The following is a 12,745-nucleotide window of genomic DNA, read 5'->3' as shown; positions in this document are numbered from 1 at the left end:
ATCAACACCCGATTTCATCGCGGAGCCTCAGTGCACCGCAGGGAGTATCACCATGAAAAAGATGACCGAAACACAACTGGCGGAACTGGAAACAGATCTCAACACAATCCGGGATGAGGTGCTTGCGGATCTCGGCGAACGGGATGCTCGATACATCCGGCGCATGGTTCGCCTACACCGAAGCCTGGAAGCCGGGGGCCGGATCATGATGCCCTTCGGTTTCATACCGCCGGTATTCGTTGCCGCCACCGCAACCCTGGGCATTGCCAAGATCCTGGAAAACATGGAGATCGGCCATAATGTCATGCACGGCCAGTACGACTGGATGAATGACCCGAGCCTGCATTCCCAGACTTACGAGTGGGATACGGTATGCACAGGAGATTCCTGGCGTCGCACTCACAACTATGAGCATCACACCTACACCAACATCATCGGAAAGGACCGCGACTATGGCTACGCCGTATTGCGACTAACCGATGACGAGCCATGGAAGCCCTGGCACGCGCTGCAATTCATCAATTACATCCTGCTGAGTGTGTTTTTCCAGTGGGGCGTGGGGCTGCACGAACTTGAAACCGAGAAACTGCGGAGCCGGGAAATCAGTTGGCGTGAAAAGCTTCCGTTTCTTAAAGAGTTCGCCCGCAAGGGTGGCCGGCAAGCGTTCAAGGACTATGTCTTCTTTCCGCTGGTCACCTTTCCGGTGGCGCCCATTGTTCTGGCCGGAAATGTTGGCGCCAATCTGATCCGCAACCTCTGGTCATCCACCGTGATTTTCTGTGGCCACTTTACCCAGGATGCGGAAACCTTCACGGAGGAGGAATGCGAGGGTGAGAGCAAGGGCCACTGGTATTTGCGACAGCTCACCGGGTCCTCTAACTTCACCGGGGGCCGCTGGCTGCATATTCTGAGCGGCCATCTGAGCTATCAGGTGGAGCATCACGTGTTTCCGGACCTGCCCGCCCACCGGTATCCGGAGATTTCCGGGAAGGTGCAGGCGGTCTGTCGAAAGCACGGTATTCACTACAACACCGGGAGTTTTGCGAAGCAGTACGGCACGGTGGTTAAGCGGGTCCTGCGGTATTCGCTGCCGGAGAAGTTGATGGGAATGGCCAGAGCGGCATGACAGGGCAGGACCGGCCAGGCGCCGAAAAGGCGCCTGGCCGCGTCAGGCTATCTGAAGCAATCTCAAGAGCTGTGGCCGGTGCTGGTCCTGGATAACATCGGCCAGAGTGTACTTGTCGAGCACCTCCAGGAACGCTTTCAACGCCTCACCAAACATCGATTTCAGGCCACACACCGGCGTTATCTTGCAGGCATTCTTGGAAGAAAAACACTCGACGATACTCAGATCCTGTTCGGTTTCCCGCACCAGAATGCCAACGTTTATATCCGAGGGTGCGCGATGCAGACGCATCCCCCCTTTCTTGCCCCGGATGGTTTCGATATAGCCTTTTTTGTTCAGCTGATGCACCACCTTCATAAGGTGGTTTTTGGAGATATCATAGCTGTCGGCGATTTCCTGAATGGTCGCCAGACGATCACCCTGCACTGCCAGATATATCAGTACGCGAAGTGAATAATCCGTGTAACGGGTGATGTGCATTCAAAACTCCAGTCGTTATGACAATCGTTCAATAAGAAGGTCGTGTAACCAGGTAACAGGCGGTGCCGCACAAAAATACGCCAGAAATGCCCAAAACCATCCCCGACGCTCCCAGCGCAACCAGCATCCCCCAACTCAGCGCCATCATGCTGCACGCCAGAACCTTCGCCCGTGCCGGCACTGCCCTCCGTGTACGCCATTGATCAATGGCAGGGCCGAATCTGGGATGGTCTTCAAGCCACTGAGCAAAAGCCGGAGACCCCTTGCTGGCAAAAAATGCGGCCAGCAGAACAAAGGGCGTTGTGGGCAACAACGGCAAAACCACTCCTGCAGCAGCCAGCGTAATTGAGATATACGCAAGAATACGAAATCCGGTTTTCCCAAAAAGATCGCCCATCACGGGGTTCTCACCAAGGTTCATAACTGCATCTATTCTACCGGGATTCAATGAACAGGTCTGCCCAAACGGCTGAGAAATACCAGACGCGCCACGTAGGCCACCTTGATACCCACGGCGAATAGCAAGGTTCCCACATGAGCCAGAATCTGAAAGGCCATCGAAAAGTGTTGCGCCAGAGGATAAGCAACCAGGATTGTTGCGACCAGCCCCAGCAGTGACCAGACCATCGCACTGTTTGCCCTGAAAAGCAGATTTTCCATTTGAAACCTCCAAAATACATCTTTAATATGTATTTTATAGACTTCTTTTGGAGGACTTTCAACCCGAATATCTTGTCAAGATAGAAGAAGACGCCGACCAATAATCGAACACATCCTCACCAGGTACCACGATACCCACCGTGATCAGCTCCCCGAGCTGATCCGGATGGCACAGAGGGTGGAACGGGTTCATGGCAGTCATCCCGCATGGCCCTTGGCCCCATATCAGTTATGCGGGCAGAGCATGAGGGGCATGATTCCGCCCTCGCCCGCCTTGACGCTCTCACTAACAAACTGAGCTTACCAGACGGCGCCTGCAACACCTGGTGCAAGCTCTATGACCAGGTTGGCGTTTTTCGCGAAGACCTGAAGGAGCACATCGCTCTGGAAAACTCCGTGCTGTTTGCGCGGATAGACGGCCTGACGGCCCAAGGGTAGTGGGCTTACCTCCCGAGGGGTATCGGAATTGGTGATCCAATCTGCAATACTTGGTCTATACTCAGGTTAAAAAACAATCGGCAACAGGACCAACCCGATGCCCCAGAACAAGCTGACAGACCGTTTTGGTCGCACCGTCAATTACGTGCGTCTGTCCGTCACTGACCGGTGCGACTTCCGCTGCGTTTACTGTATGGCCGAGGACATGACTTTCCTGCCCCGCCAGCAGGTTCTGACTCTCGAGGAAATCGCCCGGGTTGCCCGCAACTTTGTTGATCTGGGTACCGAAAAAATTCGCCTGACCGGGGGCGAACCACTGGTACGCAAGGACATTCTGGAACTGGTAAAGGAGATCGGCACCTACGGGCTGCGCGACTTTGCCATGACCACCAATGGCAGCCAGCTGACGACGATGGCCGAACCCCTGCGCAAGGCGGGTATGCATCGCCTGAATATCAGCCTGGATTCCCTGGACGCCGAGAAATTCCGCAACATAACCCGCACCGGCAAACTCTCACAGGTACTGGACGGCATTGATGCCGCCCGCGAGGCCGGCTTCCGGGGCATCAAGATCAATACGGTCGTAATGAAGGGCCGCAACGATGAGGAGATTCCCGAGCTGATCGAGTTCGCCCGGAAGAAGCAGGTGGATATCAGCTTTATTGAAGAGATGCCCCTGGGTGAGATTTCCGAACACGATCGGGGACTGGCGCTGTGTACCAGCGAAGAGGTGCGGGACATCATCCGCAAGCACCACGAACTGGTTCCCGCAACCGAGGATTCCGGCGGTCCCGCCCGATACTACCGGATGGAGGATAGCGAGACCCGGGTTGGTTTCATCTCCCCCCATTCCCACAACTTCTGCTCTACCTGCAATCGGGTGCGGGTGACCGTTGAGGGTCGGCTGCTTCTTTGCCTGGGCAACGAGCACTCGGTGGATCTGCGCCGGGTTCTGCGTGGTAATCCGGTGACCGATGACAAGCTGCGGGAAACCATTATCAATGCCATGGATCTGAAGCCGGAGCGGCATCACTTCTCCACAAACGGAGATGTTCAGATTCTTCGGTTTATGAATATGACCGGCGGCTAAGCGGCTGGCACAACGAAGGGGTCAGATGAAGGCTTTCATCTGACCCCTTTTTTCATTTCTAGTGGTCCATTCCATCCATACTATGCATCGCCATGCCGGTATTCAGGTGATCCATGGTGATTTCGCTGTAAGCCAACACCTCACCGCCATGTTCAGCGGCAAAACCACCGGCGTCAGCCTGATTCCCGAATGACGCCAGGGTTGGGCCCATGGCGCCCTTTCGGCTGGAACCGACAACGTAGAAGGCTTCACGGGCATCGATTAAAGAGGTGTCGTCCGGGCTTGCCCACTCAGTCTCGGCCATGTCGTGGACGTACAGGGTGTGATTGCGGTTGACGTTCTCTGGCTGGAGCGCCCACGCGAACATGTCTCGGGTGGAGCAAAACTTGCGAACGTGCTGGTTCTTTTCGGTGATGGCTTCCCCCTTCGGACCCGGGAAATTGTCGATCATCATACCGCAGACGTGGCATTCATCGCCGCTTTTGAAGTGCACCGGTTCGGGTTGGGCCATGGTCTGTTCCTCGTTGCCCGAACAGGCGGTGAGGGTTATGGCTGCCAGGGCGGCCAGGAGCCAGTTCAGCTTGGTTGGGTTCATCAATGACAACTCCGTTCAGATACGACGGTTTCGGAAAAGTAGCAGGGCACCCGCCAGCGGGATGGCAAACCATAGCACCAGACCAATCCACAGGCCGGCGGCGCCGATGGGTAGGTCGGCTCCCAGACTGAGGACGCCACTGAGCTGGGCGGTATCGCCGAAGGCAACGATATTGAGCAGGCGGTAGATATCCGTGGGATTGAGCATTAACAGCCAGGGCAACAGTTCAGCGCTGAACTGGCCTTCACTCGCCACGAGGGTACCCAGCAGCATCAGGTCGAAGATCAGCACGAAGAAGAACCAGATCGCCAGGGCCAGGCCGGCGGCGATGGGCTTTTCGCTGACCCGCACACTGATCACGTAGGCAAGGGCAATAAAGCCCCATCCCAACAAAACAGTGGAGCCAATAAACCGCAGCATGGCTGCCGCGAGACTGGCGATAGCAACGTTTTCCACCAGCACGGCAATGGCCACGCCGGCGACTCCGAAGCCAATCACGGTGGCGAGAGCGAGGGTCAGGCCATGGCCCAGGAACTTTCCGAGGAGCAACTGGCTGCGGCTGAGAGGGTAAGTCAGCAGTAACAACAGGGTTCCTCCCTCTTCTTCCCCAACGATGGCATCGTAGGCCAGCAGCAGAGCAATCAACGGGATCAGGAAGATTCCAAGGCTCGCCAGACTGGCAATGGTGGCCGGCGTCGAGGCATATCCCACCTGCCCGGAAGCGGCGGCGCCAAACCAGGCGATGCCCAGGGCCAGAGTCGCAAACACGAGGGAAATGGCCATCAGCCAGCGGTTGCGCAGGCTGTCACTGAGTTCTTTGCGGGCAATGGTCCAGATACTGTTCATTGACTGCCTCCCCGATGGGCCAGGCCACCCGAACCGATAAAGTGCACGTAGATGTCTTCCAGACTGGGCTGATGAATGCTGACATCTGCCACTTCGCCCGACGCCATCAGTGCATGCAGCAAGGCCATTTTATCCCTCGGCTGCACATCCACCCGCAGGCGCCCGCTATCGGACTTGATGATCAGGCCACTGCTACTCGATGCCCTGTCGATTACATCTTCCAGCGCCGAGATACTATTGGCGGGATCCAGAGACAGGGTTACCGGCATATTGGCCTGCCGCCTTAACGCGGCCAGATCGCCGGCGGCCTTTAGTGCGCCATCGGTGAGGATGGCTGCACGATCAATGTAGGGTTCAACACCGGGCAGGACATGGGAACACAGCACAATGCCTGTGCCGCCCTCACGCAATTTCCGGAGCAGCCGGTACAGATCTGCCGTGGCTACCGGATCCAGACCCACGGTAGGCTCGTCCAGCATCAACAGCTTCGGTTTGCCCAACAGCGCCTGGGCCAGACCAAGACGCTGGCGCATACCTTTGGAGTAAGTCTTGGTACGGGCATCCATCTCATCGCCAAGGCCAACCTGTTCGAGCAGCTTGGGCACCTGTTGCAGGGAGGCGCCTTTCAGCCGTGCGAAATGGTTCAGAATCTCCCGACCGGTCAGCTGCGGATAAAACATCACATTCTCCGGGAGGTAACCGATGTGCTGGGTTACCTGCGGATCGCCGGCGTGACCGCCGAGCACGGAAACCGATCCCTGATTGGGGGTCATAAGCCCCAGGATCAGCTTGATACAGGTCGTCTTACCGGCCCCATTATGGCCGAACAACCCCAGAATTTCCCCCGGCTCTAGAGTCAGATCGATCCCCCTAAGGACCGGGTTCTTGTCGTACCGGTAACTCACATTATCAAGGTCAAAACAGCTCATCGGTTCTCCGGTTCAAGCTCTGCGGGCATCCGCATCAGGGGATGGGAATCGGTGACACCGGCGGCCTTGACCACCGGAAAGGCATCCTGGACCCAACGCAGGGTATCCACCGCCGGACTGAACATCAGCACCTTGGCTTCCGGGTACTTCCAGAGCAGTCGGTCAACATTGTCATTGGGCTCGTATGGCACATCCCCGATACCATCCTGATTCCGGTCCCATCCAAGGTAGTCACTCCAGTAATTGCCGTTACCATCACTGGACCACTCCTGCGTGCGGGTTGCCACATACTTCACCTGTCGCTGGTTATTCACGAAGGCGTTCCCGAATACCTCGTTATCTTCAGAACCGGCCGTCAAGTGAATACCAATATTGCTATCCGCAAACAGATTGCCTTCAAAAATGTTGTACAGGGAGTTATAGATAAACACCGCCTTCCCTTCGGCTCCCTCAATCGTCACCCCGCCGGTGCGGCCCTGGGACACCCCGGTCACCACATTACCCCGCAGCTCCGACTGGGTAATGAAATTCATCAGAATCCCGTAGTTCTCATCATTCACCGACCGGTTGTTAATCACCTTCAGGCGCTTGCTCTGCATCAGCGCATAACCGGTCCGAGTATTACGGGTGACATTGTTCTCCAGCAGATTATCCATCGAGTACATGTAATGGATGCCATAACGCAGATCCGCCATCTCATTACCCCGGATCGTATTGTTATTTGCCGTCTCGATATAGATCGCATCCCGGGTCTGACGAATGTCATTGCCCTCAATCAGCGCGCCGGTGGTATTGAACAGGTGAATGCCATTGCCCCGGTCATTCGGACGCAGACTGTCATCACCGCGAATTGTATTATTTCGGACCGTCACATCCGGCGTTGCATCCAACCACACCCCGAACGCAGGCCCCTGCAAACGGTTGTTCTCAACAACCGCGCCCCTGGCCTCCCTAGCCACAAAAATCCCCGCATCCAGCTCGTTCAGGTCTCGGCCCCAGTTGCGAATGCCACAGCCGGAAAACGTCACCCCCTCGGCAACGATATCCACTGCATTACCCTGCCCGCCCGGGTCAATCACCGTCTCTTCATGGCAAGACACAGACACCCCGGGCACCCGGATAGCCAGAGACGAAATCTGCTCAGGGGGAAGCTCAAAGCTCGCGCCCGGTTCCAGGGCATCAAGCTGTTCTTGCAGGTCCGCGTTCGCGGTCAGCGATAACAGAGCGACGGTCAGGGCCACTCCATAACGCAAAAGTGAATACATCAATGTCTCTCTAGAAAGCGATAAAGTTGCAGGGGCCTGCACTCAAGCCTGGCGAACCAAGAGGGAAGGCCTTTCCAAAACTGTGCGGAGCCATGGATGGCGGAGCCCAAGCGTCACATGGACGTGCCGCAAGGAGCGTGTTTTGGAAAGGCCTTCCCTCTTGGTTTGCTTCTCCGAAATCGGTAAAAGGAACACCGGGACCCACACACGGGTCCCGGTGAAAGAACGACCTATCAGGCCTTCTCTACAATCATGCGACCCCGCATCTCCATATGCAGCGCATGACAGAACCAGTTGCAGTAGTACCAATGCACCCCGGGACGATCCGCCTTGAAGGTCACAGAAGACGTCTGCTGTGGACTTACCTCCATGCTCACACCATGGTTGACCATACAGAAACCATGGGTCACATCCTCAATGGTGTCGAGGTTGGTCACGTAAACCGTCACCTCATCGCCCTGCTTCACCTTGAACTCGGTCATCCCGTACTGTGGCGCAATCGACGTCATATAGACGCGGACCTTGTTGCCGTCCCGGATCACCTTGTTGTCAGCTTCAAGCGTGACACCATCCTTTTCCGCCTGCTCACGGGCAGATGCGAAGAACGGATCGTTGCGATCGTAGATTTTCTTGGTCTTGATCTGATCACGGCGGACCAGAATACAGTCGTGAGGCTCGGCAAAGGTCGGGCCATCGTGAACAAGCTTCATCTCCTCGCCGGAGATATCGATCAGCTGGTCGTTCTCTGCGTGCAACGGCCCAACCGGCAGGAACCGGTCCTTGGAGAACTTGGACAGCACCACCAGCCATTTGCCATCAGCATCCCGCGATTCGGTCAGGGACGCGTGGTTGTGTCCAGGCTGATAATGCACGTCCAGCTTCTGACGGATGTAGTTCACATCCTCGCCGTTGTAGTGCTTGATGGCATCCGCGATGTTCCACTTCGCCACCTGGCTGTCGATAAACAGAGTGGTATAGGCATTGCCACGGCCATCGAAGGTTGTGTGCAGGGGCCCAAGGCCCAGTTCCGGTTCGCCTACCACCGTATCGCGCGGCTCAATCTTGCCATCGAACAGATCATCCAGCTTGTCGATTGCAATAATGGTGGCCGTTGGTGACAGCTTGCCGTTGGCAATAAAGTACTTGCCGTCCGGGGAGGTATTCAGACCATGCGGGTTCTTCGGAACCGGGATGTAACGGGTCAGTTCCGAGCCGGCACGACCATCTACCACAGGCACCTTGGAGTCACCCAGGGTCTTGTAGTTGCCATTCTTGACCGCCTGCTCAATGCGCTCGATGTTGAATACCACCGCCCAGTCGCGATCGTTGCGCATGGTGCCGGCCAGATCCAGCGCCTTCTCCGAGTTGTAGCAGGTGGAGCAGGCGTACTTGCCGGTGTAGTCCGCATCGGTGTTGTCCAGGTTACCGTCAACAATCACCTGAAAGGCCACCTCCATGGTTTCCGCGTCTACCGCGTTGAACATGGTGAAGCTGCTTTCAAGGCTGGTGTCGCTGCCATCGTTCGGATGGGGAATGACATACTCGGCGTTGCAGAACACGTACTTGGTCTTGGGAACCTTCTGAAGACGCAGGCCGTGAATGGCCTGAACATTCGGAATGGTGGTGATCTTGTCACACTTCATGATGTCCAGGCGGATCCGTGCCACCCGGGTATTGGCCTTGTCGTTAATGAACAGGTACTTGCCATCGTAACGACCATCCGTCATAGAAATATGAGGATGGTGAGAGTCGCCGTTCAGATGGGTATTATCATGACCCAGTACGTCTTTGCTCTCGTTGCTGATGCCCCACCCGGTTGCAGAGTCCACGTTGAACACAGGGATACGCATAAGCTCCCGCATGGAAGGCACACCCAGAACCCGTACTTCACCGGAGTGACCACCGCTCCAGAAACCGTAGTACTCGTCGAGCTCTCCCGGATGGATCACGTATTTGTTGCGGGCCTCCTCGGCGGCAGCCGCGAATGCCTCACGCGACATCACTGCAGTGCCAAGCCCGGTTGCACCGGCGACACCTGCCAGCGCTGCAGCCCCCATAAACCGACGGCGGCTCTGGCCGCTTTCCGGAAGCTCTTGCAGGTCTTTGGTCAGATCATCTCTTTTTTTCATAACATCCAACTCCGTTATTGGTAATGGCGGTTTTACTTCTCATGCTTTCTTTTTATGGGACTACTCAAGACACCTGAACCACGGGTATTTCCTCCGGGTGGCCGGGTGCATTATGGCCACGGCGCTTGCCGCGTCGTTTCACAATCAGCGGCGGACACTTGTGGTCATCGAAATAGGTCATCTGGCAATCCAGACAGTAATGACACTCCATATAGTTGATGTGGCCGTCCGGGTGGATCGCCTGAACTTCACACTCGTGATCACACAACCGACAGGGATTGCCACATTCTTTGCGCCGCTTGAGCCAGTCGAACACTCGTAATTTGGTCGGCAACGCCAGTGCCGCGCCCAGCGGGCACATGTAGCGACAGAAAACCTTGCGGGTGAACAGGTTGACCACTAGCAACAGGACGGCGTAGGTCACGAAAGGCCAGCTGCGATCAAACTTGAGCGTAATCGCGGTCTTGAACGGCTCCACCTCTGCAAGCCGTTCAGCGGTTGCCATGGAATCCAGCGACACCCCGAACAGCACCAGCAGAACGATGTATTTGATGGCCCAGAGCCGCTCATGCACAGCAAAGGGAACGGTGTATTGGGGCACCTTCAGCTTGCGGGCAATTTCATTCAGCAGCTCCTGCAGGGCGCCGAATGGGCACAGCCATCCACAGTAGACCGCCCTTCCCCACAGAAGAACGATGCCGGCCACCACGGCCCAGAGAATGAAAATCACCGGGTCAATCAGGAAGGTGTTCCAGCTGAAGCCACTGATAAGACTGTTGGCAAACGTCAGCACGTTGACAATCGACAACTGACCCATGGCATACCAGCCAATGAAAACCAGGGTGTAGGTGAGAAACGCGTGGCGGATCCAGCGCATCATTTTCGGCTTTTTGACCAGCCAGTCCTGGAAAAACAGAATGAACAGCAGCACACCAATGCCAATGCCCAATACCGTGATCTGGAATTCACGCTGGTACCAGACCTGTACCCACATGGGCTGGCTCTCCAGCCATTCTTCCTCGGAAACGACGAGCTCCGGACGGGTGTAATACTGCTCCGGCAACTGATACTCCAGCGGAAACACCTGGAATTCGCTGTCCAGAGGGCCGGTCTGGCGCTTGACCGTGAGCTCAAGTGTCCAGGGAGTGCCGGGATCGAAGTTGTACTGCTGGCGAATGATGAAAATCGCCATCTCAGTGAATTCCGGCATGCCTTCGGCATAGACGTCGCTCAGCCGGTAGAAATCCAGGTCCCGGAAATTGAAGGTGTCTCCGAACTGACGGATCTGGATACGATCGAAAATGCCACCGCGAACATAACCCGAGCCCTTGAAGGAGTATTCACCGTTGGCCATCACAGCAATGGCATGCTCACCCTCCTGCAGCTCGGACGTCAGCCACTGGTACTGACTCTCTCCCAGCAGATTCCGGCCAATGGTGGGCGCATCCAGGTAGGCGGCATACAGTTCAATCAGCGGCTCATTTCGCTCTTCCGGGCCTGCGGCATCAACACCCTCGGCTTCGGTGCCTTTGAATGAATCATCTACCTGGCCCTTGGTGAGCAGTAACCGTCGCACGGAGCCGTCACCGGTCAGTTCCTGCCAGGTTTTCTGTTCATAAGCCTGTTTGTTCACCGTGGCCAGCGGCGGACGGGTTCCGTCCTCGCCCTCGACCATCCCCAGTTCCACGGCCACCCGATGGGCGGTGCGCATAATCACTTCGTTGATCACCATCACGGTAACCGTGGCTCCGGACAAACCATCAACGGCAACCTTGCGTTCGGAGGAAGTTCCGCCAACGGTTACCCGCTGATCTGCTTTCAGGCCCGTGTACTGATCGGTAAACGCGTGCATCTTGCTTTCGGGAATACCCACCAGAAGAATGGGCTCATCGTGATGGATCACCTTGGCGGCCTTGATAGTGCCTTCGGTATCCAGCACAACCATGGCGTTGACGGGTTTGCCCGAATAAGCGGGCGTCTGGACAAAATCCAGGGACTGATAGGCGTAGCCCACCAGTTCCTTACGGGCATAGAGCTCCTGGATGGCTCGATTGCCTTTCCGATGCTTTACCCTGGTGACATCCGGAAACGTCTGCTTGATGACCTGACGACCGGCAACAGGCTCATACTTGGCCAGAGGCGCTGCATTCAGGGCCAGGGCCATGATCGATGCGAAAAAGAAAAAAGTTAAGCGGGAAAAAACGGACACAGAAGACTCCCTGAGAAAAGCGCCTTATTGCTCTAGCCTAGGCAAATTAGAGGAAAATCAAATACCTCTTATTGAATACACCTGGCGGAGGAACTGATCGGATTCTCGCTGTCAGCCCAGGCTGACAGCGTTTCCTTGTGAATCGAGCGGGAGGTAATTACTGATATGGCCGAGGCGGATGGACTCCACCATCATGGTCAGCGGCTGCTGCGCCTCATCGGTGGATGGGGGCGTGCCGCCGCGGCCGGACATGGCGGCAACGAAAACAACGTCCCAGGGTTGGCCCGTGGCCCGGGATTCTTCAGCAAGCGCCTCAAAATCCGGCGCTTCATCGGGCGTCTTGTCCACACAGATCACTGGTGTCAACGCGCCGCCCTCACCCCGTTCAAAGGCCGCTCTTTCTTCGGCTGAAGCATCATCGGGCAATTCCGCCCGGCAAAATACGAATAACAGCCGCTGGGCTTCCTGCTGACTGCGGGAGGCCTGAATCAGGTCACTGTAACTGCTGATCATTTTGATAAATCCTTACTGATACGGGGCCGCTGCGATTTACGCCTGGCGGGCAATGAGCTGGTCGGACGAGGTGAGCCTGCGAACTTCGTCGCAAACGTCTTCCACGGCGTCTTCGCCGTAGCTCTGTCCATAGTGTTTCTTGAAGCCGAAGTCGTAAAGCCGGACATGCTCATCGGGCTCGACACCGATATTCTTCAGGCAGGCCCGAGCACAATGCAGGGGGCAGCCATCAATCACGGTGATCGGGCGACCGGATCTGGCGGTTTTCACCAGTGACGGCACCTTGCCGCCAACACCGGAGATGCAGGACATTTCGAATTCACCGGCGTGATCCAGCCGCACGGCTACATTGTTGGCCAGCTGCGCCACATCGGAACAGCCGGAACATGAATAGATCAGCGGTCGTTGCTTTCTTGCTGTCACGCTTCCTCCTTGTCCGGGAGCCTGGAGGCCTGAGTGTGGGCT

At 56.4% G+C, this 12,745-nt stretch carries 14 protein-coding genes; 3 read left to right on the top strand and 11 right to left on the bottom strand.

The genetic code is table 11. The annotated features are described in order from the left end of the window. Nucleotides 1–52 precede the first annotated feature (52 nt). Nucleotides 53–1,126 carry an acyl-CoA desaturase gene (locus tag FMN52_RS13345; RefSeq protein WP_148609075.1) on the top strand — a complete coding sequence of 358 codons (1,074 nt, stop codon included), beginning with the start codon at nucleotides 53–55 and terminating at the stop codon, nucleotides 1,124–1,126. A 42-nt stretch (nucleotides 1,127–1,168) separates the two neighbouring features. Here FMN52_RS13345 and FMN52_RS13340 read toward each other — a convergent pair whose 3' ends face one another. From FMN52_RS13340 to FMN52_RS13330, 3 genes are read right to left on the bottom strand one after another with little or no spacing between them, the layout of a single operon-like run. Further along, nucleotides 1,169–1,606, bottom strand: coding sequence for an Rrf2 family transcriptional regulator (locus FMN52_RS13340; RefSeq protein ID WP_008175365.1), 438 nt, complete (start codon nucleotides 1,604–1,606; stop codon nucleotides 1,169–1,171). A 28-nt stretch (nucleotides 1,607–1,634) separates the two neighbouring features. After that, on the bottom strand, nucleotides 1,635–2,027 hold the full coding sequence (locus tag FMN52_RS13335) for a YbaN family protein (RefSeq protein WP_148609074.1): 393 nt from the start codon (nucleotides 2,025–2,027) through the stop codon (nucleotides 1,635–1,637). A 23-nt stretch (nucleotides 2,028–2,050) separates the two neighbouring features. After that, entirely contained in the window at nucleotides 2,051–2,266 is a 216-nt protein-coding gene (locus FMN52_RS13330; RefSeq protein ID WP_148609073.1) for a hypothetical protein, read from the bottom strand. Nucleotides 2,267–2,473: 207 nt separating this feature from the next. Here FMN52_RS13330 and FMN52_RS13325 point away from each other — a divergent pair, with 207 nt between their 5' ends. After that, nucleotides 2,474–2,704 carry a hemerythrin domain-containing protein gene (locus FMN52_RS13325; RefSeq protein ID WP_240339479.1) on the top strand — a complete coding sequence of 77 codons (231 nt, stop codon included), beginning with the start codon at nucleotides 2,474–2,476 and terminating at the stop codon, nucleotides 2,702–2,704. A gap of 97 nt (nucleotides 2,705–2,801) precedes the next feature. Then, entirely contained in the window at nucleotides 2,802–3,794 is a 993-nt protein-coding gene (moaA, locus tag FMN52_RS13320; RefSeq protein WP_148609072.1) for a GTP 3',8-cyclase MoaA, read from the top strand. A gap of 58 nt (nucleotides 3,795–3,852) precedes the next feature. Here the strand turns inward: moaA and FMN52_RS13315 are convergent, their stop codons facing one another. The 8 genes from FMN52_RS13315 to FMN52_RS13280 form a co-directional block, all read right to left on the bottom strand. Then, the gene (locus tag FMN52_RS13315; RefSeq protein WP_148609071.1) at nucleotides 3,853–4,389 is read right to left on the bottom strand and encodes a nitrous oxide reductase accessory protein NosL; all 537 of its coding nucleotides are present in this window, start codon (nucleotides 4,387–4,389) and stop codon (nucleotides 3,853–3,855) included. Between the two features lie 15 nt (nucleotides 4,390–4,404). Further along, complete coding sequence (locus FMN52_RS13310; protein ID WP_148609070.1) at nucleotides 4,405–5,235, bottom strand: ABC transporter permease subunit; 831 nt, start codon at nucleotides 5,233–5,235, stop codon at nucleotides 4,405–4,407. Further along, nucleotides 5,232–6,164 carry an ABC transporter ATP-binding protein gene (locus FMN52_RS13305; protein WP_148609069.1) on the bottom strand — a complete coding sequence of 311 codons (933 nt, stop codon included), beginning with the start codon at nucleotides 6,162–6,164 and terminating at the stop codon, nucleotides 5,232–5,234. Before FMN52_RS13305 ends, FMN52_RS13310 begins: the two co-directional genes overlap by 4 nt. Beyond that, nucleotides 6,161–7,429 (bottom strand): nitrous oxide reductase family maturation protein NosD, encoded by a 1,269-nt coding sequence (locus tag FMN52_RS13300; protein WP_148609068.1) that lies wholly within the window; start codon nucleotides 7,427–7,429, stop codon nucleotides 6,161–6,163. The genes FMN52_RS13305 and FMN52_RS13300 overlap by 4 nt, the downstream gene beginning before the upstream one ends. Nucleotides 7,430–7,662: 233 nt before the next feature. Then, entirely contained in the window at nucleotides 7,663–9,558 is a 1,896-nt protein-coding gene (gene nosZ, locus FMN52_RS13295; protein WP_148609067.1) for a TAT-dependent nitrous-oxide reductase, read from the bottom strand. 64 nt (nucleotides 9,559–9,622) lie between these two features. After that, nucleotides 9,623–11,722 carry a NosR/NirI family protein gene (locus tag FMN52_RS13290; RefSeq protein WP_162851883.1) on the bottom strand — a complete coding sequence of 700 codons (2,100 nt, stop codon included), beginning with the start codon at nucleotides 11,720–11,722 and terminating at the stop codon, nucleotides 9,623–9,625. 156 nt (nucleotides 11,723–11,878) lie between these two features. After that, on the bottom strand, nucleotides 11,879–12,280 hold the full coding sequence (locus tag FMN52_RS13285) for a ribonucleotide reductase subunit alpha (RefSeq protein ID WP_148609065.1): 402 nt from the start codon (nucleotides 12,278–12,280) through the stop codon (nucleotides 11,879–11,881). 36 nt (nucleotides 12,281–12,316) lie between these two features. Next, nucleotides 12,317–12,703 carry a putative zinc-binding protein gene (locus FMN52_RS13280; RefSeq protein WP_148609064.1) on the bottom strand — a complete coding sequence of 129 codons (387 nt, stop codon included), beginning with the start codon at nucleotides 12,701–12,703 and terminating at the stop codon, nucleotides 12,317–12,319. Nucleotides 12,704–12,745 lie beyond the last annotated feature (42 nt).

The organism is Marinobacter sp. BW6 (genome assembly GCF_008107725.1).
GTDB lineage: Bacteria > Pseudomonadota > Gammaproteobacteria > Pseudomonadales > Oleiphilaceae > Marinobacter.
This window is presented reverse-complemented; position numbering and strand designations above follow the sequence as displayed.

Bases quoted from the DNA above. Each gene is read 5' to 3' on its own strand.
- FMN52_RS13345 (WP_148609075.1), top strand. From the start codon at position 53: ATGAAAAAGATGACCGAAACACAACTGGCGGAACTGGAAACAGATCTC.
- FMN52_RS13340 (WP_008175365.1), bottom strand. From the start codon at position 1,606: ATGCACATCACCCGTTACACGGATTATTCACTTCGCGTACTGATATAT.
- FMN52_RS13335 (WP_148609074.1), bottom strand. From the start codon at position 2,027: ATGAACCTTGGTGAGAACCCCGTGATGGGCGATCTTTTTGGGAAAACC.
- FMN52_RS13330 (WP_148609073.1), bottom strand. From the start codon at position 2,266: ATGGAAAATCTGCTTTTCAGGGCAAACAGTGCGATGGTCTGGTCACTG.
- FMN52_RS13325 (WP_240339479.1), top strand. From the start codon at position 2,474: ATGGCCCTTGGCCCCATATCAGTTATGCGGGCAGAGCATGAGGGGCAT.
- moaA (WP_148609072.1), top strand. From the start codon at position 2,802: ATGCCCCAGAACAAGCTGACAGACCGTTTTGGTCGCACCGTCAATTAC.
- FMN52_RS13315 (WP_148609071.1), bottom strand. From the start codon at position 4,389: ATGAACCCAACCAAGCTGAACTGGCTCCTGGCCGCCCTGGCAGCCATA.
- FMN52_RS13310 (WP_148609070.1), bottom strand. From the start codon at position 5,235: ATGAACAGTATCTGGACCATTGCCCGCAAAGAACTCAGTGACAGCCTG.
- FMN52_RS13305 (WP_148609069.1), bottom strand. From the start codon at position 6,164: ATGAGCTGTTTTGACCTTGATAATGTGAGTTACCGGTACGACAAGAAC.
- FMN52_RS13300 (WP_148609068.1), bottom strand. From the start codon at position 7,429: ATGTATTCACTTTTGCGTTATGGAGTGGCCCTGACCGTCGCTCTGTTA.
- nosZ (WP_148609067.1), bottom strand. From the start codon at position 9,558: ATGAAAAAAAGAGATGATCTGACCAAAGACCTGCAAGAGCTTCCGGAA.
- FMN52_RS13290 (WP_162851883.1), bottom strand. From the start codon at position 11,722: ATGGCCCTGGCCCTGAATGCAGCGCCTCTGGCCAAGTATGAGCCTGTT.
- FMN52_RS13285 (WP_148609065.1), bottom strand. From the start codon at position 12,280: ATGATCAGCAGTTACAGTGACCTGATTCAGGCCTCCCGCAGTCAGCAG.